This window comes from Vagococcus changpingensis (assembly GCF_058211775.1).
The window spans coordinates 349,796-374,830 of the sequence record NZ_JBYVZB010000001.1 but is presented as its reverse complement, the minus strand read 5'-3'; the positions used below and the strand labels follow the sequence as shown (position 1 = coordinate 374,830).

The window sequence follows — 25,035 nt, the reverse complement described above, 5'->3', positions numbered from 1 at the left end:
GAGAGGCTCAAATGATTATTACATCGGAGAGAATTAGTTTAAAACATTTACTAACGGCAGAATCATTAAGTGACCAAGAAGTGATGGGATTAATTAAACGTGCACAGCAGTTTAAACACGGAGAGAAATCTCAATTACCCAATCAACAATATTTTGTTGCTAATCTATTCTTTGAAAACAGTACAAGAACACATAAAAGTTTTGAAGTCGCAGAGAAAAAAATGGGCATCGATGTAATAGAATTTGATGCAAAAACAAGTTCAGTATCAAAAGGCGAATCGTTATATGACACTGTGTTGACGATGTCAGCAATCGGTGTGCATGCGTGTGTGATTCGTCACTGGGAAGAAGATTATTACAATGAATTAATTCAAAGTAAGACAATTACGACATCCATCATTAATGGAGGAGACGGTAGTGGCAATCACCCAACACAGTGTTTACTTGATTTATTGACTATATATGAAGAATTCGGACATTTTGACAATTTAAATATTGCGATATGTGGCGATTTAACGCATTCTCGTGTGGCCAACTCAAACATGAAGATGTTAAAACGTCTGGGAGCCAATCTTTATTTCTGTGGACCAGAAGAATGGTACAACAAGAAATATGAAGCATACGGGACTTACTTACCAATAGATGATGTATTAGATAAAGTAGACGTGATGATGATGTTACGTGTGCAACACGAGCGTCACGATGAAGGGGAAAGTTTTTCAAAAGAAGAGTATCACCAACAACATGGTTTAACAAATAAACGTGCAACAAAAATGAAAGAAAAAGCGATTATCATGCACCCCGCTCCGGTCAATCGTGATGTCGAGCTAGCTGATGAGTTAGTCGAAGGGTACCAATCACGCATCACGCAACAGATGACCAATGGTGTATTTATGAGAATGGCAATATTAGAAGCCATTTTACAAGGAAAATCTTAGGAGGATGAACATGAAAACATTAATTAAAAATGGCCGAGTGGTTACAAGTAGAAATCAGTTAATTCCTATCGATGTATGGATTGAAGAAGGGAAAATCAAAGGGCTTGGTCAGTTTACTGAAACAGCAGAGAGTTTTGAACAAGTTATTGATGCAAAAAACGGATTGATAACACCAGGATTAGTTGATGTTCATGTGCATTTTAGAGAGCCTGGATTTGAATACAAAGAAACAATCGAAACAGGTAGTCGTTCAGCGGCTAAAGGTGGGTTCACCACAGTGTGTGCCATGTCAAACCTTAATCCAGTGCCAGATACACCAGAGCGTTTGACAGACATGTATCAACGTATTGAAAAAGATAGCATGGTAAACATCTTACAATATGCACCTATTACAAAAGAATTAAACACAGAAAAGTTAGTTGACTTTGCTGGATTAAAAAAAGCTGGTGCATTTGCTTTTACAAATGATGGTGTGGGTGTGCAAACTGCTGGAGTCATGTATGAAGCAATGAAAGAAGCAGCAGCACTTGATATGGCGATTGTGGCCCACACTGAAGATGAGAGTTTATTATTTGGTGGCGTGATGCATTTAGGTGAGAAATCAAAAGAGTTAGGCTTACCTGGTATTATGAGTGCGACTGAATCATCACAAATTGCTAGGGACGTGTTATTAGCAAAAGAAACAGGTGTTCATTATCATGTTTGTCATGTTTCAACCAAAGAAAGTGTTGAAGTCATCAGACAAGCGAAAAAACATGGTATTCATGTGACGTGTGAAGTGTGTCCGCACCATTTAATCATGACAGATTGTGATATCACACATGATCATGGTTACTTTAAAATGAATCCGCCACTAAGAGCGACTGATGATCAACAAGCATTAATCGATGGATTACTGGATGGAACGATTGATTGTATCGCTACAGACCATGCCCCACATAGCCACGAAGAAAAAAATCAAAGCATGATTGACTCACCATTTGGAATCGTGGGCAGTGAAATAGCCTTTGCTTTAATGTACACGCACTTTGTTAAAACAAATCGTTTTACACTAGAGCAAGTGGTGTATTGGATGACAGAAGCACCATCAAAACTATTTAATTTAGAAACAGGCTCATTAAATATTGGGGCAGATGCGGATATTGCCATCTTTGACTTAGATGAAGAAGTGGTCATACCTGAAGAGTTTGTTTCAAAATCACATAATACGCCATTTAGTGGAGAAAAAGTTGTTGGAGACACATTATATACCTTTGTAAAAGGGAAATTGGTTTGGAATAAAAAGGAGGCGTAAGTAAATGAAGCGATTGTTAATCTTAGAAGATGGAACGTGTTATGAAGGAGAAGGATTTGGTGCGCCAAATTCTGCTACTGGTGAGTTAGTATTTACAACAGGAATGAGTGGATACCAAGAGATGATGACGGATCCAAGTTTTAAAGGGCAAATATTATTATTCACTTATCCAACAATTGGAAATTATGGAATAAATCGTGATGATTTTGAATCTATGTCTCCAGCTTGTTCTGCTGTTGTGGTCAGAGATGTCGCTAGAGTAGCATCAAACTGGCGCTCACAAGCAACATTAGATGAATTCTTGAAACGAAAAGGTGTTCCAGGAATCAGCGGGATTGACACTCGTGCGTTAACGAAAAAAATTCGTGAAAAAGGGGCAATGAAGGCAAGCATTATAGATGTTGTGTCTGACATAAACCATGCTTACGACCAATTAAGAGCGACTGTTTTACCGTCAACACAAGTCCAAGCTGTTTCAACTACTAAACCTTATAGCATTCCAGGAACGGGTGCAAACGTGGTGATTATTGATTTTGGCATGAAGCAAAGTATATTAAGAGAATTAATCAAATGCGATTGTCATATTACAGTTGTTCCTTATGACACAACTGCAAAAGAGATTTTATCTTATCGACCTGATGGCGTGATGCTATCAAATGGACCAGGAAATCCAAAAGATTTACCACTCGCGTTAAAAACGATTTTAAAAATTCAAGGTGTGGTCCCAATTTTTGGTATTTGTTTAGGTCATCAACTTCTAAGTTTAGCAAATGGTGCTGATACGTATAAAATGCGTTTTGGACATCGTGGCGGAAATCATGCTGTCAGAGAGATTGCCTCTGACTCAGTGTACTTCACCTCTCAAAATCACGGGTATGCCGTGTCACTTGATAGTTTAGATACAACAGAATTAATGTTAACTCACGTTGATATTAATGACGGATCAGTTGAAGGAGTTAAACATAAAAATCATCCAGCCTTTTCAGTGCAATTTCATCCAGATGCTGCACCTGGGCCACATGACGCAGTATCAATTTTTGATGAATTTATTGAATTAATGGAAAACTGGGGGAATCAAGATGCCTAAAAGAGATGATATTAAAAAAATACTAGTGATTGGTTCAGGACCAATCGTAATCGGACAAGCTGCTGAATTTGATTATGCCGGAACACAAGCGTGTCTTGCGTTAAAAGAAGAAGGTTATGAAGTCGTTTTAATCAACTCCAATCCAGCGACCATTATGACGGATAAAGGCATTGCTGATAAAGTGTATATCGAGCCTATCACATTAGAATTTGTCACAAAGGTATTAAGAAAAGAACGCCCAGATGCTATCCTTCCGACACTTGGAGGTCAAACAGGATTAAATATGGCGATTGAGTTAAATGACAAAGGGATTTTAGAAGAATTAGGGATTGAACTCTTGGGAACTAAAATCAGTGCCATTGACCAGGCAGAAGATAGAGATTTATTTAAACAATTAATGGAAGAGTTAAATGAGCCAATTCCTGAAAGTGTGATTGTTCATACAGTAGAAGAAGCGGTAGAATTTGGTAAGAAAATTGGCTATCCTCTAATTGTTCGTCCAGCTTTCACATTAGGTGGAACAGGTGGAGGAATGTGTGAAGATGAAGAGTCATTAATTGCGATTACAAAAAATGGTATCAGCCTTTCTCCCGTTGACCAATGTTTAATCGAAAAAAGTATTGCAGGCTACAAAGAAATCGAATTTGAAGTGATGCGAGATAAAAATAATCAAGCGATTGTGGTGTGTCACATGGAAAACTTCGACCCAGTCGGAATTCATACTGGAGACTCAATCGTGTTTGCCCCTTGCCAAACATTATCTGATGTTGAAGTTCAGCTATTAAGAGATGCGTCACTAAAAATTATTAAAGCCCTTGAAATTGAAGGTGGATGTAACGTTCAGTTAGCCTTAAACCCAGATAGTTATGACTATTATGTCATTGAGGTAAATCCTCGAGTGAGTCGCTCGTCAGCTTTAGCAAGTAAAGCAACAGGATTCCCGATTGCAAAAATTGCAGCGAAAATAGCGGTAGGTTTAACACTTGATGAAATGAAAAATCCAGTAACACAAACAACGTACGCGATGTTTGAACCAGCATTAGATTACGTCGTATCAAAAATTCCACGTTGGGCATTTGATAAGTTTGAACATGGAGATAGATTATTAAGTACCCAAATGAAAGCAACTGGAGAAGTTATGGCGCTAGGTCGTACGATTGAAGAATCATTATTAAAAGCGGTGAGATCTTTAGAGATTGGGTTACATCATATCGACTCAGAAGAATCAAAAAACCTGTCAGATGATGAGTTAATCAAACAAATGGTTGAAGCAAAAGATGACCGTTTATTCAGAGTCGCAGAAGGTATTAGACGAGGCATGACGATTCAAGATATTGCTCAGTTTACAAAAATTAACATTTTCTTCTTAGATAAAATCAAACGAATCATTGAATTAGAAGATGCATTGTCAAACAACCCAAACGATATCGAGGTATTAAAAGAAGCAAAACGTTATGGTATTGCAGATGTTGTGATAGCCAGATTATGGAATATGACAGCAGAAGACGTAAAAAATATCAGAACTGAGAATAAGATTTTACCAGTTTATAAAATGGTGGACACATGTGCTGGAGAATTTGCTTCAGAAACCCCATATTTCTATAGTACATATGAAGAAGAAAACGAAAGCGAAAGAACAGATAAAGAATCAGTGATTGTACTTGGATCTGGTCCAATTCGTATCGGTCAAGGGGTAGAATTTGATTATGCGACAGTTCACTCGGTTAAAGCCATTCAGGAACAGGGCTATGAAGCGATTATTATCAATAGCAATCCAGAAACTGTATCAACTGACTTCTCAATTTCAGATAAACTATACTTTGAGCCATTAACATTAGAAGATGTGCTTAACATCGTAGAGTTAGAACAACCTAAAGGCGTTATCGTTCAGTTTGGTGGTCAAACAGCGATTAACTTAGCAGAAGGTTTAACAAAACATGATATTCCAATCATCGGAACAACGTTAGAAGATTTAGATAGAGCAGAAAATCGTGATAAGTTTGAACAGGCGTTACAAGAACTTGGCATCCCTCAACCAGAAGGAGCAACGGCAACTAATGAAGCTGACGCGATAAACATTGCGGAAAGAATTGGCTATCCTGTATTAGTTAGACCAAGTTATGTTTTAGGAGGTCGTGCGATGGAGATTGTCTGGAGCACAAAAGACTTAAAACGTTACATGGTTGAAGCCGTAAAAGCATCACCAGAGCACCCAATTTTAATCGACCGATATGTTGTTGGAACAGAGTGTGAAGTTGATGCAATTTGTGATGGGGAAGATGTCTTAATCCCTGGTATTATGGAACATATTGAACGTGCTGGTGTCCATTCAGGAGATTCAATGGCAGTTTACCCACCACAAACAATTAGTCAAATAGTGATTGATAAAATTGTTGACTACACCCAAAAATTAGCCAAAGGGTTAAACTGTAAAGGCATTATGAATATCCAGTTTATCTCCCAAGGAGAAGACGTCTTCGTGATTGAAGTAAATCCTCGTGCTAGCCGAACAGTTCCTTTCTTGAGTAAAGTAACAGATATCCCAATGGCCAAACTTGCGACACAATTAATTTTAGGTCATACATTGAAAGAGTTTGGTTATGAACCAGGATTATATAAAGAAAGCCCAATGGTTCATGTGAAAGCACCAGTATTCTCATTTGCAAAACTTCATGAAGTGGATACACAATTAGGGCCAGAAATGAAATCAACTGGTGAAGTCATGGGAACAGATCGTACAATGGAAAAAGCTCTTTACAAAGCATTTGAAGCAAGTGGCATGCATTTACCTGATTATGGAAATGTCCTATTTACTATATCAGATGATTTTAAAGAAGAAGCTCTAGCGTTAGCCAAACGATTCTCAGATATTGGGTATGGCATGTTAGCAACTGAAGGAACAAGTAAGTATTTAACAGATCAAGGTCTAATTGTTGAGACAGTCGCTAAAATTGCTGAAACCAATCAATTTAATGTCATTGATAGCGTTCGCTCAAATAGAGTGAACCTAGTCATCAATACAACAGGAAATAACGTAACAGAAACATCAGATGGTTTTAGAATCAGACGTTCGGCGGTAGAAAATGGTGTGCCACTTATGACGTCTCTTGATACAGCAGAAGCGATTCTTAGAGTATTGGAAGCAAGAAGTTTTACCGCATTATCACTATAATAAAGGAGACTGGATATGAAACAAGAGATGATGGAGATTGTCAATCAAGTTGAATTAGCACCACGTATATTCGAAATGACGTTAAGAGGAGACTTAACGCAAGAGATGGTAACACCAGGTCAATTTATTCATATTCGTGTTCCGAGAGAAGATTTACTCTTAAGACGCCCAATAAGTTTGGCGGAAGTAAATCATGGCGATAAAACGTGCAAAATCATTTACCGTATTGAAGGTGATGGGACAAAAGCGTTTAGTGAGTCTCAAGTTGGCGATAAACTAGATTGTTTAGGACCTTTAGGTAATGGATTTGATATAGAGATGGTAGAAAAAGATGATGTTGTTTATGTAATCGGTGGAGGGATTGGTGTTCCTCCTCTTTATGAGTTAGGACGTCAACTAAAAGAAAAAGGGGCAACTATCTATTTCTTAAATGGTTTTACGTCAAAAGATGTGATGTATTATGAAGAAGAATTTAGTGCATTAGGTCAGTTACACATTGCAACAGATGATGGCTCATATGGTGTAAAAGGTCATGTTGGGATGTTGATTGACGAAGTTAAAGCTGTAACGGGCGAACCTAAAGCAATTTTTGCTTGTGGTGCATCAGGGTTACTAAGAGCAGTTGAAACGACTTTTATAGATCACCCTCATGTGTATCTATCTATGGAAGAGAGAATGGCTTGTGGTGTGGGAGCATGTTATGCCTGTGTCTGTCAGTCTAAGAAAGATCCTAAGGTTAATAAAAAAGTCTGTGATGAAGGGCCAATATTTAAAGCAGGAGAAGTGATAATATGAGTCGTTTAAGTGTGAGTATCCCAGGATTAGAATTAAAAAATCCAATTATGCCGGCTAGTGGTTGTTTTGGTTTTGGTGATGAATATGCTAAGTATTATGATTTAAGTAAACTTGGTGCGATTATGGTAAAAGCCACAACAGCTGACATGCGTTATGGTAATCCCACACCACGCGTCGCTGAAACACCAAGTGGCATGTTAAATGCTATTGGATTGCAAAATCCGGGATTAGAAACCGTTATGGCAAATCAATTGCCTTCTCTTGAAAAATACGATGTTCCAATTATCGCAAACGTCGCTGGTTCAACGGTAGATGATTACAAACGAGTATGCGAAAGAATTGGGGACGCGCCAAACGTTAAAGCGATCGAGCTTAACATTTCATGTCCTAACGTAAAAGACGGTGGGATTGCGTTTGGAACAAGTGCTGATGTGGCAGCGGAGTTAACAGCAGAAGCAAAGTCAGTAGCTAATGTGCCTGTTTACATCAAGTTATCACCAAACGTGACAAGTATTGTACCCATTGCAAAAGCAGTAGAAGAGGCTGGAGCAGATGGAATTACGATGATTAATACATTAGTTGGTATGCGTATAGACTTAAAAACAAGAAAATCTGTATTAGCTAATGGAACTGGCGGATTATCAGGTCCAGGGATTAAACCAGTGGCGATTCGCATGATTCATGAAGTATCTCACGCAGTCGACATTCCGATTATTGGAATGGGTGGTGTGTCTACAGTAGATGATGTGATTGAAATGTACTTAGCTGGAGCAAGTGCTGTCGCTGTTGGAACAATGAATTTCACTGACCCGTATATTTGTCCAAAGTTAATTGATGAATTGCCAAGCAAGATGGACGAATTAGGGATTGAGTCGATTGAACAATTAATAAAAGAAGTGAAAGAGGCTAGACAATGAGAGAAAAACGACCAGTCATTGCACTAGATTTACCGAGTAAAAAAGACATGGAATTATTTTTAAGTCATTTTCCAAAAGAAGAATCACTTTATCTGAAAGTAGGAATGGAAATATTTTATCAAGAAGGGCCAAGTATTGTAACGTGGTTGATTGATAATGGACATGATGTGTTTCTTGATTTAAAACTTCATGATATTCCCAATACAGTCTATTCTGCTATGAAGGGCATTGCTAAGTTAGGGGTGGCATTAACCAATGTCCATGCTGCTGGTGGTAAAGAGATGATGGAGATGGCCTACAAAGGATTACAAGAGGGAACACCAAAAAACAAGTCTGTGCCCAAGTTAATCGCTGTCACTCAACTAACCTCAACTAGTGATGAACAAGTCAAACAAGAACAACTTATTTCAGTTGGACTAAATGAAAGTGTCAGACACTATGCTGTATTGACTCAATCATCAGGACTTGATGGTGTAGTGTGTTCAGCTCATGAAGCCAAAGACATTAAACAACATACCAGTGAGTCATTTGTTTGTTTAACACCAGGAATTAGATTGAAAAGTAATGACGTTGGTGACCAAAAGCGTGTGATGACACCAAGCAAAGCCAGAGAAAATGGTTCAACTTTTATTGTCGTAGGAAGACCAATTACAAAAGCAGAAGATCCTTATGCTGCCTATCTAGAAATCAAAAACGAGTGGAATGGAGAGAATCATAAATGAAACAAATCGCAAAAGAATTATTATCCATTAAAGCAGTATCGTTAAGTCCAAATGAGCCGTTTACATGGGCGAGTGGGATTAAAAGTCCAATCTATTGTGACAATCGTTTAACGATGAGCTACCCTGATGTGCGTAGATTGGTCGCTAAAGGATTAGCGAACTTAATTAAAGAAAACTACCCGAGTGTTGAAGTGATCGCTGGAACAGCCACTGCAGGGATCCCACATGCTGCATGGGTTGCCGAAGAACTTGGCTTACCAATGGTTTACATCCGTGGAAAATCTAAAGATCACGGCAAGAAAAATCAAATCGAAGGACGTATTGATAATGGTGCTAAAATGGTTATTATTGAGGATTTGATTTCAACAGGTGGTAGCGTGATTGATGCCGCTCAAGCAGCTAAACGTGAAGGGGCAGACGTGTTGGGTGTTGCTGCCATTTTTACGTATCAATTACCAAGTGGTGTAGAAAATTTCAAAGCAGCAGGCATTCCATTTGATACATTAACGAATTATGATGAATTAATCGACGTTGCGATAGAAAATGACTACATTTCACAAGATGATCGCTTGTTATTACAAGAGTGGAAAAAAGATCCTTCTGCTTGGTTAAACTAAAAAAATGACCTACGATCATGTCGTAGGTTTTTTTGTAACGTTTTATGGTTGCATTATTAAATACTTTATTATTTAATAAAGGTATTCATTCAATTTAGGAGGAGTTATGGAAGAAAAATTAATGCGTTTATTAAGCTTGATAATGAATATCTTTCTATCCATTTTAGCCCTGTTAATTGTTATTTATATGGGATTTGATTTGGTAAATATTGTTAAACTAATTTTTATTCATGGTGATGTAGGAACGATTGATTCGATTGCCGATTATATTTTAGGTTTCTTTATGTTATTTGAATTTATTATTATGACACTGCAATATATTGATGATGCTCATAATGTTCCTATTAAATATTTAGTATTAATTAGTATCACAGCTATTTTGCGTCAGTTATTAGTTGTACACAATAACGGTGGTCAGACATTACTTTTAACAATTGCGATATTAATATTGACATTAACATTGTATTTATTAGAGTTAATTAAAGCAAAAGAAAAAATTAGAAAAAATAAATAAGTTTAAAGAGGATGGTGTTTTTTATGGGATTAAATGATTTTATTTTGGGATTAAACAACTTAGAAACGATTGTTCGTGCACCAGGGTCGTTTAAATTCACACCGCATACAGTTGCAGCGCATTCCTATCGAGTTTCATCTATCGCTCAAGTATTAGGTGATATTGAAGAGCATCACGGTGTAAAAATTAATTGGAAAAGTCTTTATGAGAAGGCATTAAATCATGATTATACAGAGCGATTTATTGGAGATATCAAAACGCCGGTTAAATATGCTAGCAAAGAACTACGAGGAATGCTACAAACAGTAGAAGAAAAAATGACTGAGGAATTTATTTCCCAAGAAATACCAAAAGAATTTCAAGACATTTATCGAAGACGTTTATTTGAAGGAAAAGATGATACGATAGAAGGTGAAATTTTATCTATTGCAGATAAAGTTGATTTATTGTATGAATCTTTTGAAGAAATTGTTAAAAATAATCCTGAAACTGTATATAGAGAAATGTTTTTAGAAGCAATTCAAACCATTCAGAAGTATAAACATCGTCCATCAGTTATTTATTTCTTTGAGGAAATTTTTCCTGAATTATTAGATAAGTCATTTTATGGAAAAGATGATTTTATTGAACAAGTGAATCAATACTTATAGAAAATAGGAAAAAATGCTAATTATCATTAGGATAATTAGCATTTTTTTATTATAATAAAATTAAACTATTATCGCAAACAAGATATAAACAATAAAAGGAGATTTTGATACCATGACAACTAATACCTTTGTATATCCGCACCCTATTAATACATTCATTATTAATCATTTAAATTATACCGTACAAGAATTTTGTGAACAGTTTCAATACCCACAATCAACCGTCGCGACTTGGGTGAGTAGAGAGAGACGCATTGAATCGTTACCAGTATCTTTTATCTATTCATTATCTTTAGCAACTAGTAAATCAATGGATTGGGTATATGGGAAGTTACTAAAATTACAAGATGAATATGATGATCATAAAGAGAAATTTAAACGAACAAAAAAACATATATAAAAACGAGTAGTTTTCTACTCGTTTTTACAATTTATTTTATTTTTCCTTCATAATCAGAAAGGTTTAATCCTTTTAAATGATTAATATCTGTTCCGGTTGAAATACCAACACCTCGTGTTTCGTCATATCCGATTCCACTATAGAAAATATGATATTGGCTTCCTTCTTTTAGCATTGCACTTCTATATAAGCCTTTGCCATCGAATCCTACACGTTTTCCTGAAGGGAATATAATAGGTTTTAAGGTATCCCATTTTTTATTATCTGATGATTTAGAGTAGTATAGGTTCATAACATGACGATCGGATAATTTATAGTCACCATTTGATTTAAAGCCAACCACAATCATTTCATAGCCTAAATCAGTTTTTTGTACATCTAAATGCCAATGATGCATATTATCTTCTTCATAAGGAACATTTACTTCAATAGGTTTACTCCACTTTTTACCATCCACACTATTTCTAGTCCAAATCTTATATCCGTGAGCGACATACCAAACTTTATATCCATTTTCATCTTTAATAAATACTGGTGATATCCAGTCTTCACCAGGTTTTGTTCCATTAAATACCACTTCTTTTGGTGTCCATTTTTTTCCATCTGTTGAGGTTCGTTTGTAAATAATTGATTTTTTATTAATGTCATCAACATAGCGCCAAAAAACTTCTAGACGATTATCTTCCTTGTTATAAATGATATGAGTATCAGAATCGTATTGCATGGGTGTATTATTCTCATTGAATTTTTCACTTTTGGGTTCGTCCAAAGGATTTGCTTCATTTGGAATCCAGGAAACTAAATCATTTGATTTAAATACATGTGGGTTTTCATAAATTGCTTTCCCTTTTGGATAAGGGGTAACAGCCATCCAGTATTTATAACCGTCCAAAGGTTCGTCAAGAGCGACAACGGAAGGGTGTGTAGCATCTATACTTCCATAAACAGAAGGCAAAGTTAATCGTTCTGTCGCATTTGCTTCAGTTTTAATTTTTTGTCCATTGTATGTAACAACATGACTGTGATTAATCGTTCCTTTTTTTAATTGAACATATTGTTTTGCTGGAATATAAGCCAATACACCTCCACCTATGATTAACATAATCATTAAAATATTTAATTTTTTATTTTTTAATTCTTTTTTGAAGAGATAGCGGTAAATGAAATAAGATATAGCAAATACAGCTAAACCTATTCCAACAACACCTAATAGAACCGTTCTAAAACGTAACATAAAATCATTAACACTCCTTTATTTTTTTAATTTCATTAATTTCTGGGGTAACAAATAATGTTTTTTGATTGTCATAAATAACAAAGCCAGGTTTAGCACCATTTGGTTTTTTCACATGTTTCACGGCAACATAATCAACAGGAACGGAAGCCGAAAGACGATATTTAGAATAGTAAGCTGCAAGCAAGGCTGCTTCTAAAAGCGTTTGATCACTTGGATCATTATTTTTTATAATGACATGAGAGCCAGGAATATCCTTAGTGTGTAGCCAAATATCATTTTTATTGGCAGTTTTCAGTGTTAACTGATCATTTTGAATATTATTTTTCCCGACATAAATTATATCGCCATCACTTGATATAAATTGCAATGGTTTAGAGGGTTTATTTTTTTGTTTTTTCTTATCTTTTGTTTTATTTTTAATGTATTTTCCAGCAATCAACTCATCTCTGATTAGTTGTACATCACTAGGTGAGGCAATACCTAATTGTGCTAAAACTGACTCTAAGTAGAGTAATTCATATTTTGTAATATTTAGCTGTTCTTTTACCACCGCCACACCATTTTTAAGCTTTTGATAACGTTGGAAGTACTTTTGTGCATTTTGGTTTGGTGTAAGAGCTTCATTTAAACTAATTTTAATTGGTTCATCATTATCATAATAATTTGGTAGCTCAACACTGGTAGCGCCACGTTTTACTTCATGTAAGAATGTCGTGAGAAGCTCTCCTTTGACACGGTAAATCTCTGCATTATCAGCATCCACAAGTTGTTTTTCTAGAATTTTGGTTTTCTTTTTTAATTTATTAATATCGTTTGTCACTTTTTTGATTAGCTCACCAGCTTGTTGTTTTACCCGGTCTTTCTCGACTTTGCCTTCATAAAAAGCATCTAGCATGTCACTAAGTGTATCAAACTGTGATAAATTTTCATCAAAAGTTTGATAGGGGATAGGGGCAAAACGTTCTTTTTGATTCACTAACCCAATTGTTGGATTTAAATGATTGGTCATTTCATTAAAAAAGTTTTTCCAAGTTGTCACTTTATCAGTGTCACTTTTTATTAAGCGATAAACTAGCTCATTGGCAGTATCTTTAGAGAATCCTTCAAATTGTTGCTGAATGGCTTGTGGCGTTAAATCAGCCATACTATTTAACTCTTTGAACAACTCTTCATTATTTACTGTCCAAGGATTTTGTGTGTTTTTTAGTGGTGGATTAATGTAGTCAGCTCCTGGTAAAAGTAAACGATAACTATTTTGACTCATTCCGACATGTTTGATCGTATCAATAATTTTTTGTGTATCTTTATTTAATAAGATAATGTTACTGTGTCTACCCATTAATTCTACAATTAAGACAATACTCTCCAAATCACCTAAATCATTCCGACTTTCAAAAGAAAAGGAAATAATTCGATCATTATTTGTTTGTTTAATTTCTTGTAAAATACTTCCCTCAAGATACTTTCTAAGTGTCATACAAAAGTTTGGAGGGGTAGTAGGATTTTTATACTTGATATTCGTTAGTTGAATACGAGCATAATTTGGATTTGCTGATAATAAAAGTGTGTGATTTTTGGAATGGTTTCTAAAAACCAACATCAATTCATTATCATAGGGTTGATGAACTTTTGATAGTCTTCCATTGGTTAATGTATCTGATAATTCGTTTACCATTAAATGAGTCAATATACCGTCAAATGACATGGTAAAACCTCCTTTTAAAAAATAAATAAGGAGAAACAACAGTTAATATGTTATTTCTCCTTTCACGTTTAATTTGGTCCGTTTCCTTTAAACCAACCAGTTTTATCATTAATTGTTACAACATATATAGGGAATTCTTCTGGTTTACTATTTGGAAATAGTTTTGAGTTCTTTGTAGCATATAAATCATAGAATCCAACACCATTTTCAATAAATTTAGGGACAAGTGTGTAACCACCATCCACAACATACCCTCGACTAATTACTTCAGAAATGACTTTTTCTTGTACACCAGCATTCCATGACCAAGCTGGATTTGATAAATCAATTGTAGAATCTTGTCTCGTTCCCCAACGGCCACCATTGGTTGATGGGGTAAATGAATTTCCATTTTGGGTGTTATTATTGTCGTTTGTTTGCGCTTGTTGATTATTTTTTTCAGCTTCTTCTTTAGCGGCTTCTGCTTGTTTTGCTTCTTCTTCTTGACGTTTTTCTTCAGCTTGTTTTTCTTGCTCGTCGATTACTTTACTGACTTTATCTAATGTAGCTTGATAGTTAGATTTTAAGCTAGGATCTTTGATATTAGCTAATTGTTTCACAGCTTCATTATACACTTGTTTACTTGGTTCACTAACTACTTTATCATCTCTGTATAGTTTTTCAAGTGTCGATTTAAATGTTTTAATGGCAGATTTTTGATCTGTCGCATCCTTAATGGCTTCATTATATAATTTGTCAAAACCATTTTTTTCAGGATCAATTGCTTCAAGCGTTAGTTTTGTATCATCTTTTACATAGGCATCAGTCAGTAATTGATTGCCTTCAATAATAGGTGTTTTAAAGGCATCATTAATGGCAGTTAAACGAGTGAATGTCTTAATAGCTTGCTGTAAGCGTTCATTTAATTTATCATATTGCTCATTACCCTTTATCTCGTTTACTTTATCTTCGGCATTTTTTATATCTGATTGGGTAATACCTTTTTTCAAAAAGATATCTCCTTGATTTTTCATGAATAAATTATCTATAGCCTCTTCAGCACTAGTTGTCAACTTTAATGTTGTTTCTAATTCATGCTGTTTTTTTTGTGAGTTATAGACATACCCACCACCAAAGACAATGAGTAAAATGATAATTCCTACTAAAATTTTTGTTTTGTTATTCTTAGTAGGAGGAGTATGATTAGATTGTTTCGTATCAGATATTAGTGATGTAGACTTAGTTAATTCTTTTTCTTCTTTAGTATTATCTACTTCTTTATCTTCTTCCTCTTGGGGGCTGTGTATTACGGTCTTATTAATAGATTTATCCATTTTTTCATCTGAGACAGTCTGTTTATCTTCTGTAATAGGGCTTTGTTTTGTCTCGTCTTCATCCATGACTTTCTCATCATTAGTTTGATTAGATAGTGTTCGATGTTTAAACGTTGGGACTGATTGGTTAAATGAGTCGTCAGTTGTCTTTTTGTTTAAGTCAGATTGACTCTCATTTTTTAGTGTATCTTTAGATATATTATGTTGCTTATCAATCGGAATAAATAAATCACAGTTAGGACAATAGGTTTCTCCTGCTTTAAATATATGACCACAATTTGGACATTTTTTTACTTCATTGGTCAAAAGAAATCGCTCCTTATTATTTTGAATAATTATATTAACCTATATATTATAAACCATTCAGTATAAAATTAGTAGTCAAAAAGAAGAATCCATTGCTAATCTTTCAATATCGACTATTCTCAAAGAAACTTTTTTACGTTATAATGTTCCTAGAATAAATAAGGTGGGGAGTTAATGACGGAATTTAAACGGCAAGTAAAAAAACTTTTTCATTCCCTAAAAAAAGTCAATTGGCTAGATATGATTAAGTCAAATAAACGTTTTGTTATCATTATTAGTTTAATAACACTTCTTTTTGTTGTTATGTCAGTATTTGTTTCGGCTGTTAGACCAACTATAAGGGAAAAGCAACTTCATGCTATTTCGGAGTTACAATCTGATAACAAACAAGTTATTCCAACTAAAGAGACAGATATTCAGACTGTTTTATCAGATAAAGAGTCCCATATTGTTGCTGTAATTGATGCCAAAGGGAATCCAAGTTTATCGACAGTGGAAAAATTATTGACACAGAAAACGCCATTGGAGACAATCGATTGGAAAATAAATTATATCCAACCAATTTATAATTTTACAGATATTGCGAAACAATATAAATTAACAGCGAAAAATAATTTTATCGTCATAGAAGATGGCAAAGAAAAAGGAAGATATTCTTTTGATAAACTAACGGGAGGGCTTGAGGTCCTAGACGAAAAATTAATCGCCATTATTGAGCCAAAAATTGCTCGAAAAAAACCTAAACGCATAAAAGTAGCTAAAAAAGTGGATGATAGTTTAACTAATTCTACAACTGATAGCAGTGCTCGCAAGAAAACGAAAGAAATTATTTTTGAATAATTGATTGACAGGTGTCCGTTTTAGCGATATTATAATAACAAATTTAAAACGAAATGAGGAAATGGCCATGAAAAAACAAGATAATAGTCAAACATTCTTTTTACATAATATATCATGGCAAACTTGGCGTAGATAGTTGTATTTGTACGGGTGTATAGATACAGCTTTTAGAGATTTTCTAAAGAGGTATCTATGCTAAGGAATAATCAGACAGATCCTATCGCATAGAAATCATATCTATGCGGTTTTTTTGTGGGAAAAACAAAGACAATAAACCGTTTCATTAGGGTTTATTGTCTTTTTTATTTCGAGGAGGAAAAAATATGAAAAATAAACGATTAAAATATTCAGTCTATCTTTTAGTATTCATTTTAGTAGGGTCATTTGTAATGGGGATGAAAAAGCAAGAGACAAACACAGTGAAACCCATTCCTAAAGTTGGCGTCTTGCAATTTGTTAGTCATCCATCTCTTGATTTAATCTATAAAGGATTTGTTGAAGAACTTGAAAGACAAGGTTATAAAGACAAAGAAACGATTAATATCGATTTTCAAAATGGTCAAGCGGATCAAAGTAAATTATCAAGTATGAGTCAGCAGCTAATTGGTAAAAAACCCGATGTGTTAGTAGGAATTGCTACACCAGCTGCTCAAGCATTAGCTAATCAGACAAAAGATATCCCCATTATTTTAGGGGCAATTAGTGATCCAAAAGCGGCTGGATTAGTTGAAAGTAATAATAAACCTGGCGGCAACATAACAGGAGTCAGTGATCAATCACCTGTTGAGGCACAATTGAAATTAATGAAACAACTGATGCCTAATATCAAAACAGTTGGTGTTATTTATTCATCAGCTGAAGATAATTCTTTATCACAGGTTAATCGTTTTAAAGAGATAGCAGAAAAAGAGGGAATAGAGGTTAAAACGTATGCAGTTCCTTCTACCAACGAAATCTCTCAAATGGCTCACGTTATGACAGGTGAGGTAGAGGCTATTTATACCCCAACAGACAATACAATTGCTAATGGGTTCCAAACAATTGTTTCAATCGCAGATGAAGCAAATATTCCGATATTCCCATCTGTGGATACAATGGTAGAAGAAGGCGGTGTCGCTACTATAGGCATTAATCAGTATGACTTAGGTGTTCAAACAGCTAAAATGGTGGTTGGTACTTTAACAGGAAAAATAATACCAAGTGATACACCTATTTATACCTTTAATACAGGCGACTTAGTTATTAACGAAGAAAAAGCACAAAAATTAGGGATAACTATTCCAAAAGAGTTAAAAGAGGAGGCTAAAAAATGATTGCATCAACAATAGGACAAGGAATATTATGGTCAGTACTGGGCCTAGGCATTTATTTAACATATAGAATATTGGATTTTCCAGATTTAACAACAGAAGGGAGTTTCCCTCTTGGAGGTGCTGTTTGTGTTACAGCTATTACCAATGGTGTATCACCTGTTATAGCCACATTGTTAGGAGTTATGGCAGGTATGTTAGCAGGCTTAACGACAGGATTACTCTATACTAAGGGAAAGATTCCAGTCATTCTTTCAGGAATACTAGTAATGAGTGCACTCAATTCAGTGATGTTGTTTGTCATGAAATCACCTAACTTGTCACTGCTTAATAAACCAAAAATCTTTTCATTACTAAACTTTGCCCATTTGCCGGCTAATTTTGATGTTATACTGATTGGGTTACTAGTTGTAATCATCGTGATATTTTGTTTATTGTCATTTTTAAATACCGATTTAGGACAAGCTTACATTGCAACTGGTGATAATGAAGTTATGGCAAAATCATTAGGTATTCATACAGATAAAATGAAAATTCTGGGACTTGTTGTGTCAAATGGGCTAATTGGATTATCAGGGGCTTTAATAGCACAAAGTGATGGTTATGCTGATATTAATAAAGGGATTGGTGTTATTGTCATTGGCTTAGCGTCTATCATTTTAGGAGAGCTATTATTTGGAGAACTGACCATGTTAGAACGATTCATTGCAATTGTAGTGGGAAGTATTATCTATCAATTATTGATACTGGCTGTAATTAAATTAAGTTTTGATACAACTTACTTGAAATTCTATTCTTCTGTTATTCTAGGTATTTGCTTAATTATTCCAGAATTAAGCAAGAAATTTAGTGAGAAAAAAGGGGGAAGTATCAATGAATAATGCATTAGATATTATCAATGGTGTTAAAACTATTTCAAGTGGACGTCATATTATGGATCGTTTAAATCTCTCAATACCTCATGGTGAATTTGTGACTATTTTGGGAGGAAATGGAGCAGGTAAGTCAACTCTATTTAATGTCATCTCTGGTCAGTTATTTTTAACCAGTGGTAGAGTAGAACTCAATGGTGAAGATGTGACGAATCAAAGTGAAGAAAATAGAGCAAAGTATATTGCGCGCGTTTTTCAAGACCCTAAATTAGGTACTGCCCCAAGAATGACTGTTTCAGAGAACTTATTATTGGCTCAACTCAGAGGAAAAAAAAGAGGGCTTAAAAAACGCCAATTAGCACAACAAAAAGAATTTTTCTTTGAACAATGCCAAAAAATAGGAAATGGGTTAGAACATCATTTAGATACACCAACTGGTAATCTATCAGGTGGTCAAAGGCAAGCACTTAGTTTATTGATGGCAACAATTCAAAAACCCGATTTATTATTATTGGATGAACATACAGCCGCTCTTGATCCTAAAACAAGTCGGCAATTAATGGATTTAACGGAAAAGACCATCTCAGAAAATAAATTAACGTGTCTAATGATTACACACCGTATGGAAGATGCATTGAAATACGGCAATCGATTAATTGTGTTAGATTCAGGGCAAGTTCAAAAAGACATAGATGAAACACAAAAAAAACAATTAGGATTAGCTGATTTACTAACTTTTTTCAACTTATAACCAAACTAAACCTCCTGGAAACTTGAATTGGGAGGTTTTATTTAATCTAACTTTTTTTATTTTAAAAGGATGTCTAGATTAGTATGGCTTAGATCAACCATCAACCATATTATGTGTCGTTATGTACAGTTCGAACAAGTAAAACGCTATTTCCAGAATTTGAAAACCATAAATTAAATACTGTTAGTAAAAAGTTAGGCATCTCTTTAGACAATCACCATAACGCATTAGACGATAGTCTAGCTTGTGCGAATATTTTGTTATACCAAGCTAATCATTTTGGTTTAGAGTCACTAAAAAAGCTAGTTAAAGTCATTTAATCGATTAACTAGCTTTTCTTATTTATTATTGTTTAGGAATAAGTTTAATGATCATATCCGTATTATCAACGCTATCAGTTGGGGTTAAGATAATATCTTTTCCTTCATGAGACATTGTATAAATTCCTTTTATGTCTAGCTGAGTATTTTTAAAAGTGATCTTGTCTCCATCAATTGTGTATCGTGATTCGATTTCTGTATTGTTTGATAGTTCTTTGGCAAACTTTTTTGCAAGGTCATCTCCAACGTAATCTTTATCTTTTTTATTAAAAGATTTGCTATCAATTTTAGATAATAACTTATCATGATCAAATCTTACCAATAAAGGTGGGAATTGCTCTTCTGATTCTCTAATTAGGGTCCAATCATGATTGGTGAGTTCTTGTTTGTAATTAGAATTTGTACAGGCAGTTAATGAAAATGTTGCGATAATAAAGAATAGTAACGATTTGACATATTTCATAATAATTCCTCCAAAGTGTGATAAAAAAACAATTTTTATATTACTACTATAGCATAAAAGGTCGTGAAACTGGTAATAGTTCTTTCTTTTGATAAAATATTATTTTAATTTTTTTGTGTATAACATCTAATAAGGACGATTGTTAAAAGAGTATGATATAATATCAATAAATTATAATTAGTAAGGCGTGGTTTTTTTGACGATTTCATTGCACCAAGTAGAAGGATTATTAAAAGAAAATAAGTTATTAAAAGAATTTATATATAACAATGAGTGGCACTATAATCTTCCCGTTGAGGATAAAACCCTCACTCATTTATCATATGATTCAAGGGATGTATCAAGTGAGACGTTATTTTTTTGTAAAGGAGCTAGTTTTAAAGCAGAGTATTTAATGGCTGCTATGTCTCAAGGGTTATCTGTTTATGTATCAGAGATACCTTTTGAGGTGAATGGTGGCTTAGGAATCATTGTGACAGACATTAGAAAAGCAATGGCTTTGATTAGTATGGCTTTTTATGATAACCCTCAAACGAAATTAAAAGTGGTCGCTTTTACAGGAACAAAAGGAAAAACAACTTCAGCATATTTTTTAAAATATATATTGGATGAATTTAACCAACATAAAACAGCAATGTTTTCTACGATGAATTCCACACTAGATGGAAAGACTTATTTTAAGTCTCATTTAACAACCCCCGAGTCAATGGATTTATATCGTATGATGGCACAAGCAGTTGATAATAAGATGACACATTTAGTAATGGAAGTATCTTCACAGGCATATAAGTTAAATCGTGTCTATAAACTAATGTTTGATGTTGGGATTTTCCTTAATATTTCGCCAGATCATATTAGCCCAATAGAGCACCCAACGTTTGATGATTATTATTATTGTAAGAGACAATTAATTCAACATTCAAAACATTTTATTGTAAACAAAGAAACAAAAGATGTGGCGTTAATTTTAGAAGAAGCACAAGATAGAAACATCCCAACCCTTACTTATAGTTCGCATGATAAATCTGCAACTTATTACTGGGAAAAGGGAGAAAATGCCTCAAGTTTTAGTGTTGAGGCACAGGAAGATGTGCTTGATTTGTGTGATCATTACGAATTAAGTTTAATGGGGGACTTTAATAAGGACAATGCTTTAGCTAGTTTGATGGCTGCTAGATTATTAGGAGTTGATATTGACAGTTGTAAAAAAGGGTTAGAACAAGCCATTGTGCCTGGTCGAATGGAAAAACTCATTCAAAAAAATGGCTCTACTGTTTATATTGATTATGCTCATAATAAAGTGAGTTTAACGAGTTTATTAGGATTTGCTAAAAATGAACATCAAGATGGGAAAATTATTACTGTGATTGGTAGTACGGGAGATAAGGCAACGTCTCGAAGAAAAGACTTTGGTGATGTATTAAATGAGTATACTGATATTGTGTTTCTCACATCTGATGATCCTGGATACGAGGATCCTGTCATGATTATTAATGAAATTAGTCAATATATTACAAACAAAGATGTTATTCAACATATTGTAATAGATAGAGAAGAAGCGATTAAACAAGCATTAGATTTAGCTACGAGCCATGATACTGTTATATTAGCAGGAAAAGGTCGAGATTTATATCAAAAGATACAAGGAAGAGATGTCCCGTATTTGGGAGATTATACCATTGCTGAAAACCACATCTTAAAGAAACCATAATAATATTATGCGAACCAAAAGACTTAGAAATTTATCTAAGTCTTTTTTTATATTCAAAATCGATATGATAATTTTATGAAACATATGATATTTTATTGAATATGATACTTTATAAATGAAATTAATTCATTGAAATGTTATACTATAACACATTATTTAACAATAAAAATACTTGTTTTTAATTAGTGGAGGTTGATAACAAGATGAATACTTCTGATGAAGAAAAAATAGAGACACTGGGTGCCTTTGAAATTAGTGAAAAGATGGTTGAGTTAGCAAAGATTAATGCAAAAGGGAATCCTTATTTAAATGCTGGGCGTGGCAATCCCAATTGGATTAATAAGAAAGCACGTTTAGCATTCTCTAGATTAGTAGAATTTGGTATTGAAGAATCTGAGCGGACGATTTCCGATGGTGATTTAGTTGGTTACACAGAGTTAGAGGGACTATCTAAACGTTTAGTACAATTTTTATCCCCTCAAACTAATGAAACAGATCAATTCTTAGTCCTTTGTTTAGACTATTTGAAGAACAAATTAGGATTGACTCTTGATGATGTAGTGAAAGAATTTGTTGATGGTGTCTTGGGAAATTTATACCCGTCACCAAATCGTGTGTTAAAATATACTGAAATGATATTAAATCAATACTTGCAAAGTGTTTTATATAATGGAGTAGACTTAGCAAATGATACCACTCTTTTTCCTACAGAAGGAGGGAGTGCTGCCATTGTTTATACGTTTAATTCTTTAAAAGAAAACAAGTTAATCAAACCTGGTGATAAAATTGCAATTAATACCCCAATTTTTACTCCCTATTTACAAATTCCTGTGTTAAATGATTATGAACTAGTTGAGTTAGATTTAAGTTCTAAAGAGGAATATAATTGGGAAATAGATCCAGCGACTATTGATAAACTAAATGATCCAGAGCTAAAAGCTTTTTTCCTAGTTAATCCAAGTAATCCTGGATCAAAAGCACTAGATGATACAGCATTAAAAGAAATAAAAAAAGCAGTGATGAATAACCCTGATTTAATGATTATTACGGATGATGTCTATGGCACGTTTGTTAATGATTTTCAAACAGTCTATTCTGTTGTTCCTTTTAATACATTATTAGTGTACTCTTACTCAAAATTATTTGGTGCAACAGGGTGGCGACTAGGTATCATTGGATTACATAAAGAAAATGTCTTTGATAAGTTAATTAAAGAGTTGCCTAAGGAAGAACAAGATAAATTAAATAAACGTTATCATCTTGTCGTATTAGATACTGAAGAAATGAGTTTTATTGATCGAATGGTAGCAGATAGCCGGTCGATTGGGTTATATCATATTGCAGGATTATCAACACCATCGCAAATTATGGAAGCTTTATTTAGTTTAACTCATTTAGTTGTATCAGACATAAGTGATGATTATATCGAGGCTTCAAAAAAATTAGTAAATGAACGTTACGAAAAATTACATGCTGCTTTAAATTATGCTAAAGATGACAGTGCCAAAAATGCTAAGTATTATTCAATGATTAATATTTATCATTTGGCAGAAGAAAAATATGGGGCTGAGTTTAGTCATTATTTAAAAACTCATTATGAACAAATTGATTTTTTAATTAATCTTGCGCAAAAAAATGGAATTGTTTTGATGGATGGCGTTGGATTTGGAGCTAATCCGGGTGACTTACGTGTATCTGAAGCAAATTTACCAACCAAAGACTATCAAACAATTGGACAACAGATGCTAGAATTATTAAATGAGTACTATCAAGCATTTAAAAAACAATCATAAAGAGATGTGAAGGCACCCCCCTTCACATCTCTTTATTTAGTAATCTCTTCTAATTTAACTAAAATCACATCATTTTCATAAGCACATAGTCGATTAATATGTTGTAATAATAATAAAATCCAACTAAAAGCTAATCCAAACGCAATAATTTCAAAAACAGTAAGTGATAAATAACCAATCGTTTCAAATAGAAAATTTGCTACTAATAAAATGATAGCTATTCCATAGGAGACAATCAAAAATTCTTTTGTGACTTTGGGTAAAAGCCATTTTATCCCTATAATAAGAAGGATGATAATAAATACTAAAAGGTTAGCAGCATGATTGTGTAATTCATGCCAGACGCCTTCATTATTAGGAAAGAAGCCAACACCACCTAATGAAAGAGAAAGTAATATCATCAAAATACGTAAAATAGTAATACCTCTTCCATGATAGCCATGATTTTTTAAGTTAACGAACAAATAATCAACTAAAGCAATCATTAGTAAAGAAGCTAAAATAAGCGTTAAATTAAATGGCCAACTCCTTATCGCTTCATTTGTTCCAAGGTAACTAAAGTTATGTTGCCACCACTTGCTTTGACTATTTGTTAACATAGCAAAAAAAACACCCCCAATAATCACTGCTATTAATAAAGACACAATCATTGATGAAGTAAATATGTTAGCAGAATAAATCATAAAATAATTAATAATACAGGCAAACATAAAAAAGATAGCTATTGCAGTAAATTCATCAAAGCTAGCTCCAACAAATAGTTTACTAATCATCCAAAAGAATGAAGACAACAAGAGGGCTAATGTCACAGTAAATGAAAAAATAATAGTAGGGACATTTCGCCAATAGATATCCAATGTTGATTTGTTTTTAGGATTTCGTTTTCCTTTAATAAAAAAGTAAGAAAAAGAACACATACCACTAATTAATCCTAAATAAATTAAATGGCTAGCAATAGAAAAATTACCAGTTAAAGGAATTTGTTCAAGAGATTTTTGGTAAATAGAATAACAAAATATTAGTGTCATCACAATAGATGGATAAATGAAATACTTAAGTGAAATTGCTTCATTATTTTTAACAATCATTGGTTTTTCAAGAATGAGACGATTATCTTCCTTTCTAACTTGTAAAACTTTATCGCTTTCTAACTTATTTTCATCAATAAACGAGGCTGGTATGTCAATTCGATATTTTTTTTGAGACATAATGCAACTCCTTAGTCATATTTCGATTTATAAAAATAATTATAACAAAAATACGTCATAATGATGAGACCATTTAATCATAATTTAGATACAAAAAGCC

General features: G+C 33.9%; 22 protein-coding genes and 1 pseudogene. 18 read left to right on the top strand and 5 right to left on the bottom strand.

The features are described 5' to 3' along the window. Positions 1-11 precede the first annotated feature (11 nt). The 11 genes from AC37UB_RS01925 to AC37UB_RS01875 all read left to right on the top strand — a co-directional run bounded on the left by AC37UB_RS01925 (position 12) and on the right by AC37UB_RS01875 (position 11,106). A complete protein-coding gene (locus tag AC37UB_RS01925) occupies positions 12-938 on the top strand; it encodes an aspartate carbamoyltransferase catalytic subunit (protein WP_118249605.1) in 927 nt (308 codons plus the stop codon). A gap of 10 nt (positions 939-948) precedes the next feature. After that, the gene (gene pyrC / locus AC37UB_RS01920) at positions 949-2,232 is read left to right on the top strand and encodes a dihydroorotase (RefSeq protein WP_490685253.1); all 1,284 of its coding nucleotides are present in this window, start codon (positions 949-951) and stop codon (positions 2,230-2,232) included. Between the two features lie 4 nt (positions 2,233-2,236). Further along, complete coding sequence (locus AC37UB_RS01915) at positions 2,237-3,319, top strand: carbamoyl phosphate synthase small subunit (protein ID WP_490685252.1); 1,083 nt, start codon at positions 2,237-2,239, stop codon at positions 3,317-3,319. After that, positions 3,312-6,491 (top strand): carbamoyl-phosphate synthase large subunit, encoded by a 3,180-nt coding sequence (carB, locus tag AC37UB_RS01910; protein WP_490685251.1) that lies wholly within the window; start codon positions 3,312-3,314, stop codon positions 6,489-6,491. The genes AC37UB_RS01915 and carB overlap by 8 nt, the downstream gene beginning before the upstream one ends. Positions 6,492-6,506: 15 nt before the next feature. Continuing rightward, on the top strand, positions 6,507-7,286 hold the full coding sequence (locus AC37UB_RS01905; RefSeq protein ID WP_490685250.1) for a dihydroorotate dehydrogenase electron transfer subunit: 780 nt from the start codon (positions 6,507-6,509) through the stop codon (positions 7,284-7,286). Beyond that, a complete protein-coding gene (locus tag AC37UB_RS01900; protein WP_242093485.1) occupies positions 7,283-8,203 on the top strand; it encodes a dihydroorotate dehydrogenase in 921 nt (306 codons plus the stop codon). Before AC37UB_RS01905 ends, AC37UB_RS01900 begins: the two co-directional genes overlap by 4 nt. Continuing rightward, positions 8,200-8,925 (top strand): orotidine-5'-phosphate decarboxylase, encoded by a 726-nt coding sequence (gene pyrF, locus AC37UB_RS01895; RefSeq protein ID WP_490685249.1) that lies wholly within the window; start codon positions 8,200-8,202, stop codon positions 8,923-8,925. Before AC37UB_RS01900 ends, pyrF begins: the two co-directional genes overlap by 4 nt. Next, positions 8,922-9,542, top strand: a complete 621-nt coding sequence (pyrE, locus tag AC37UB_RS01890) for an orotate phosphoribosyltransferase (protein ID WP_117972354.1) — start codon at positions 8,922-8,924, stop codon at positions 9,540-9,542. The genes pyrF and pyrE overlap by 4 nt, the downstream gene beginning before the upstream one ends. A 106-nt stretch (positions 9,543-9,648) precedes the next feature. Then, positions 9,649-10,056: a phosphate-starvation-inducible PsiE family protein gene (locus AC37UB_RS01885; RefSeq protein ID WP_117972353.1), complete on the top strand. Its 408-nt coding sequence runs from the start codon at positions 9,649-9,651 to the stop codon at positions 10,054-10,056. A gap of 23 nt (positions 10,057-10,079) precedes the next feature. Continuing rightward, positions 10,080-10,706 (top strand): YfbR-like 5'-deoxynucleotidase, encoded by a 627-nt coding sequence (locus AC37UB_RS01880; RefSeq protein WP_490685248.1) that lies wholly within the window; start codon positions 10,080-10,082, stop codon positions 10,704-10,706. A gap of 112 nt (positions 10,707-10,818) precedes the next feature. Beyond that, the gene (locus tag AC37UB_RS01875; RefSeq protein ID WP_490685247.1) at positions 10,819-11,106 is read left to right on the top strand and encodes a helix-turn-helix domain-containing protein; all 288 of its coding nucleotides are present in this window, start codon (positions 10,819-10,821) and stop codon (positions 11,104-11,106) included. Positions 11,107-11,137: 31 nt separating this feature from the next. On the opposite strand, the gene AC37UB_RS01870 is transcribed toward AC37UB_RS01875, so the two are convergent. The 3 genes from AC37UB_RS01870 to AC37UB_RS01860 form a co-directional block, all read right to left on the bottom strand. Continuing rightward, positions 11,138-12,340 carry a sialidase family protein gene (locus tag AC37UB_RS01870; protein ID WP_490685246.1) on the bottom strand — a complete coding sequence of 401 codons (1,203 nt, stop codon included), beginning with the start codon at positions 12,338-12,340 and terminating at the stop codon, positions 11,138-11,140. A gap of 7 nt (positions 12,341-12,347) precedes the next feature. Further along, entirely contained in the window at positions 12,348-14,048 is a 1,701-nt protein-coding gene (locus AC37UB_RS01865; protein ID WP_490685245.1) for an Rqc2 family fibronectin-binding protein, read from the bottom strand. 68 nt (positions 14,049-14,116) lie between these two features. Then, the gene (locus AC37UB_RS01860) at positions 14,117-15,667 is read right to left on the bottom strand and encodes a cell division site-positioning protein MapZ family protein (RefSeq protein ID WP_490685244.1); all 1,551 of its coding nucleotides are present in this window, start codon (positions 15,665-15,667) and stop codon (positions 14,117-14,119) included. A 174-nt stretch (positions 15,668-15,841) separates the two neighbouring features. Between AC37UB_RS01860 and AC37UB_RS01855 the strand changes: the two genes are divergently transcribed. From AC37UB_RS01855 to AC37UB_RS01835, 5 genes and pseudogenes are all read left to right on the top strand, one after another. After that, the gene (locus AC37UB_RS01855) at positions 15,842-16,507 is read left to right on the top strand and encodes a hypothetical protein (RefSeq protein ID WP_117972347.1); all 666 of its coding nucleotides are present in this window, start codon (positions 15,842-15,844) and stop codon (positions 16,505-16,507) included. A gap of 323 nt (positions 16,508-16,830) precedes the next feature. After that, entirely contained in the window at positions 16,831-17,820 is a 990-nt protein-coding gene (trpX, locus tag AC37UB_RS01850; protein WP_490685243.1) for a tryptophan ABC transporter substrate-binding protein, read from the top strand. Then, positions 17,817-18,698, top strand: coding sequence for an ABC transporter permease (locus AC37UB_RS01845; protein ID WP_117972345.1), 882 nt, complete (start codon positions 17,817-17,819; stop codon positions 18,696-18,698). The genes trpX and AC37UB_RS01845 overlap by 4 nt, the downstream gene beginning before the upstream one ends. Continuing rightward, the gene (locus AC37UB_RS01840; RefSeq protein ID WP_241699015.1) at positions 18,691-19,440 is read left to right on the top strand and encodes an ABC transporter ATP-binding protein; all 750 of its coding nucleotides are present in this window, start codon (positions 18,691-18,693) and stop codon (positions 19,438-19,440) included. The genes AC37UB_RS01845 and AC37UB_RS01840 overlap by 8 nt, the downstream gene beginning before the upstream one ends. A gap of 101 nt (positions 19,441-19,541) precedes the next feature. After that, positions 19,542-19,760, top strand: a pseudogene (locus tag AC37UB_RS01835) (exonuclease domain-containing protein); the annotation flags it as partial. A gap of 25 nt (positions 19,761-19,785) precedes the next feature. Here the strand turns inward: AC37UB_RS01835 and AC37UB_RS01830 are convergent. Further along, positions 19,786-20,223, bottom strand: coding sequence for a hypothetical protein (locus AC37UB_RS01830; RefSeq protein ID WP_117972343.1), 438 nt, complete (start codon positions 20,221-20,223; stop codon positions 19,786-19,788). A gap of 196 nt (positions 20,224-20,419) precedes the next feature. On the opposite strand from AC37UB_RS01830, the gene AC37UB_RS01825 reads away from it, so the two are divergent. Beyond that, on the top strand, positions 20,420-21,934 hold the full coding sequence (locus tag AC37UB_RS01825) for a UDP-N-acetylmuramoyl-L-alanyl-D-glutamate--L-lysine ligase (protein ID WP_490685242.1): 1,515 nt from the start codon (positions 20,420-20,422) through the stop codon (positions 21,932-21,934). A 203-nt stretch (positions 21,935-22,137) separates the two neighbouring features. Next, entirely contained in the window at positions 22,138-23,727 is a 1,590-nt protein-coding gene (locus AC37UB_RS01820; protein ID WP_490685241.1) for a bifunctional aspartate transaminase/aspartate 4-decarboxylase, read from the top strand. A 32-nt stretch (positions 23,728-23,759) separates the two neighbouring features. On the opposite strand, the gene AC37UB_RS01815 is transcribed toward AC37UB_RS01820, so the two are convergent. Next, a complete protein-coding gene (locus AC37UB_RS01815) occupies positions 23,760-24,935 on the bottom strand; it encodes a DUF998 domain-containing protein (RefSeq protein WP_117972340.1) in 1,176 nt (391 codons plus the stop codon). Positions 24,936-25,035 lie beyond the last annotated feature (100 nt).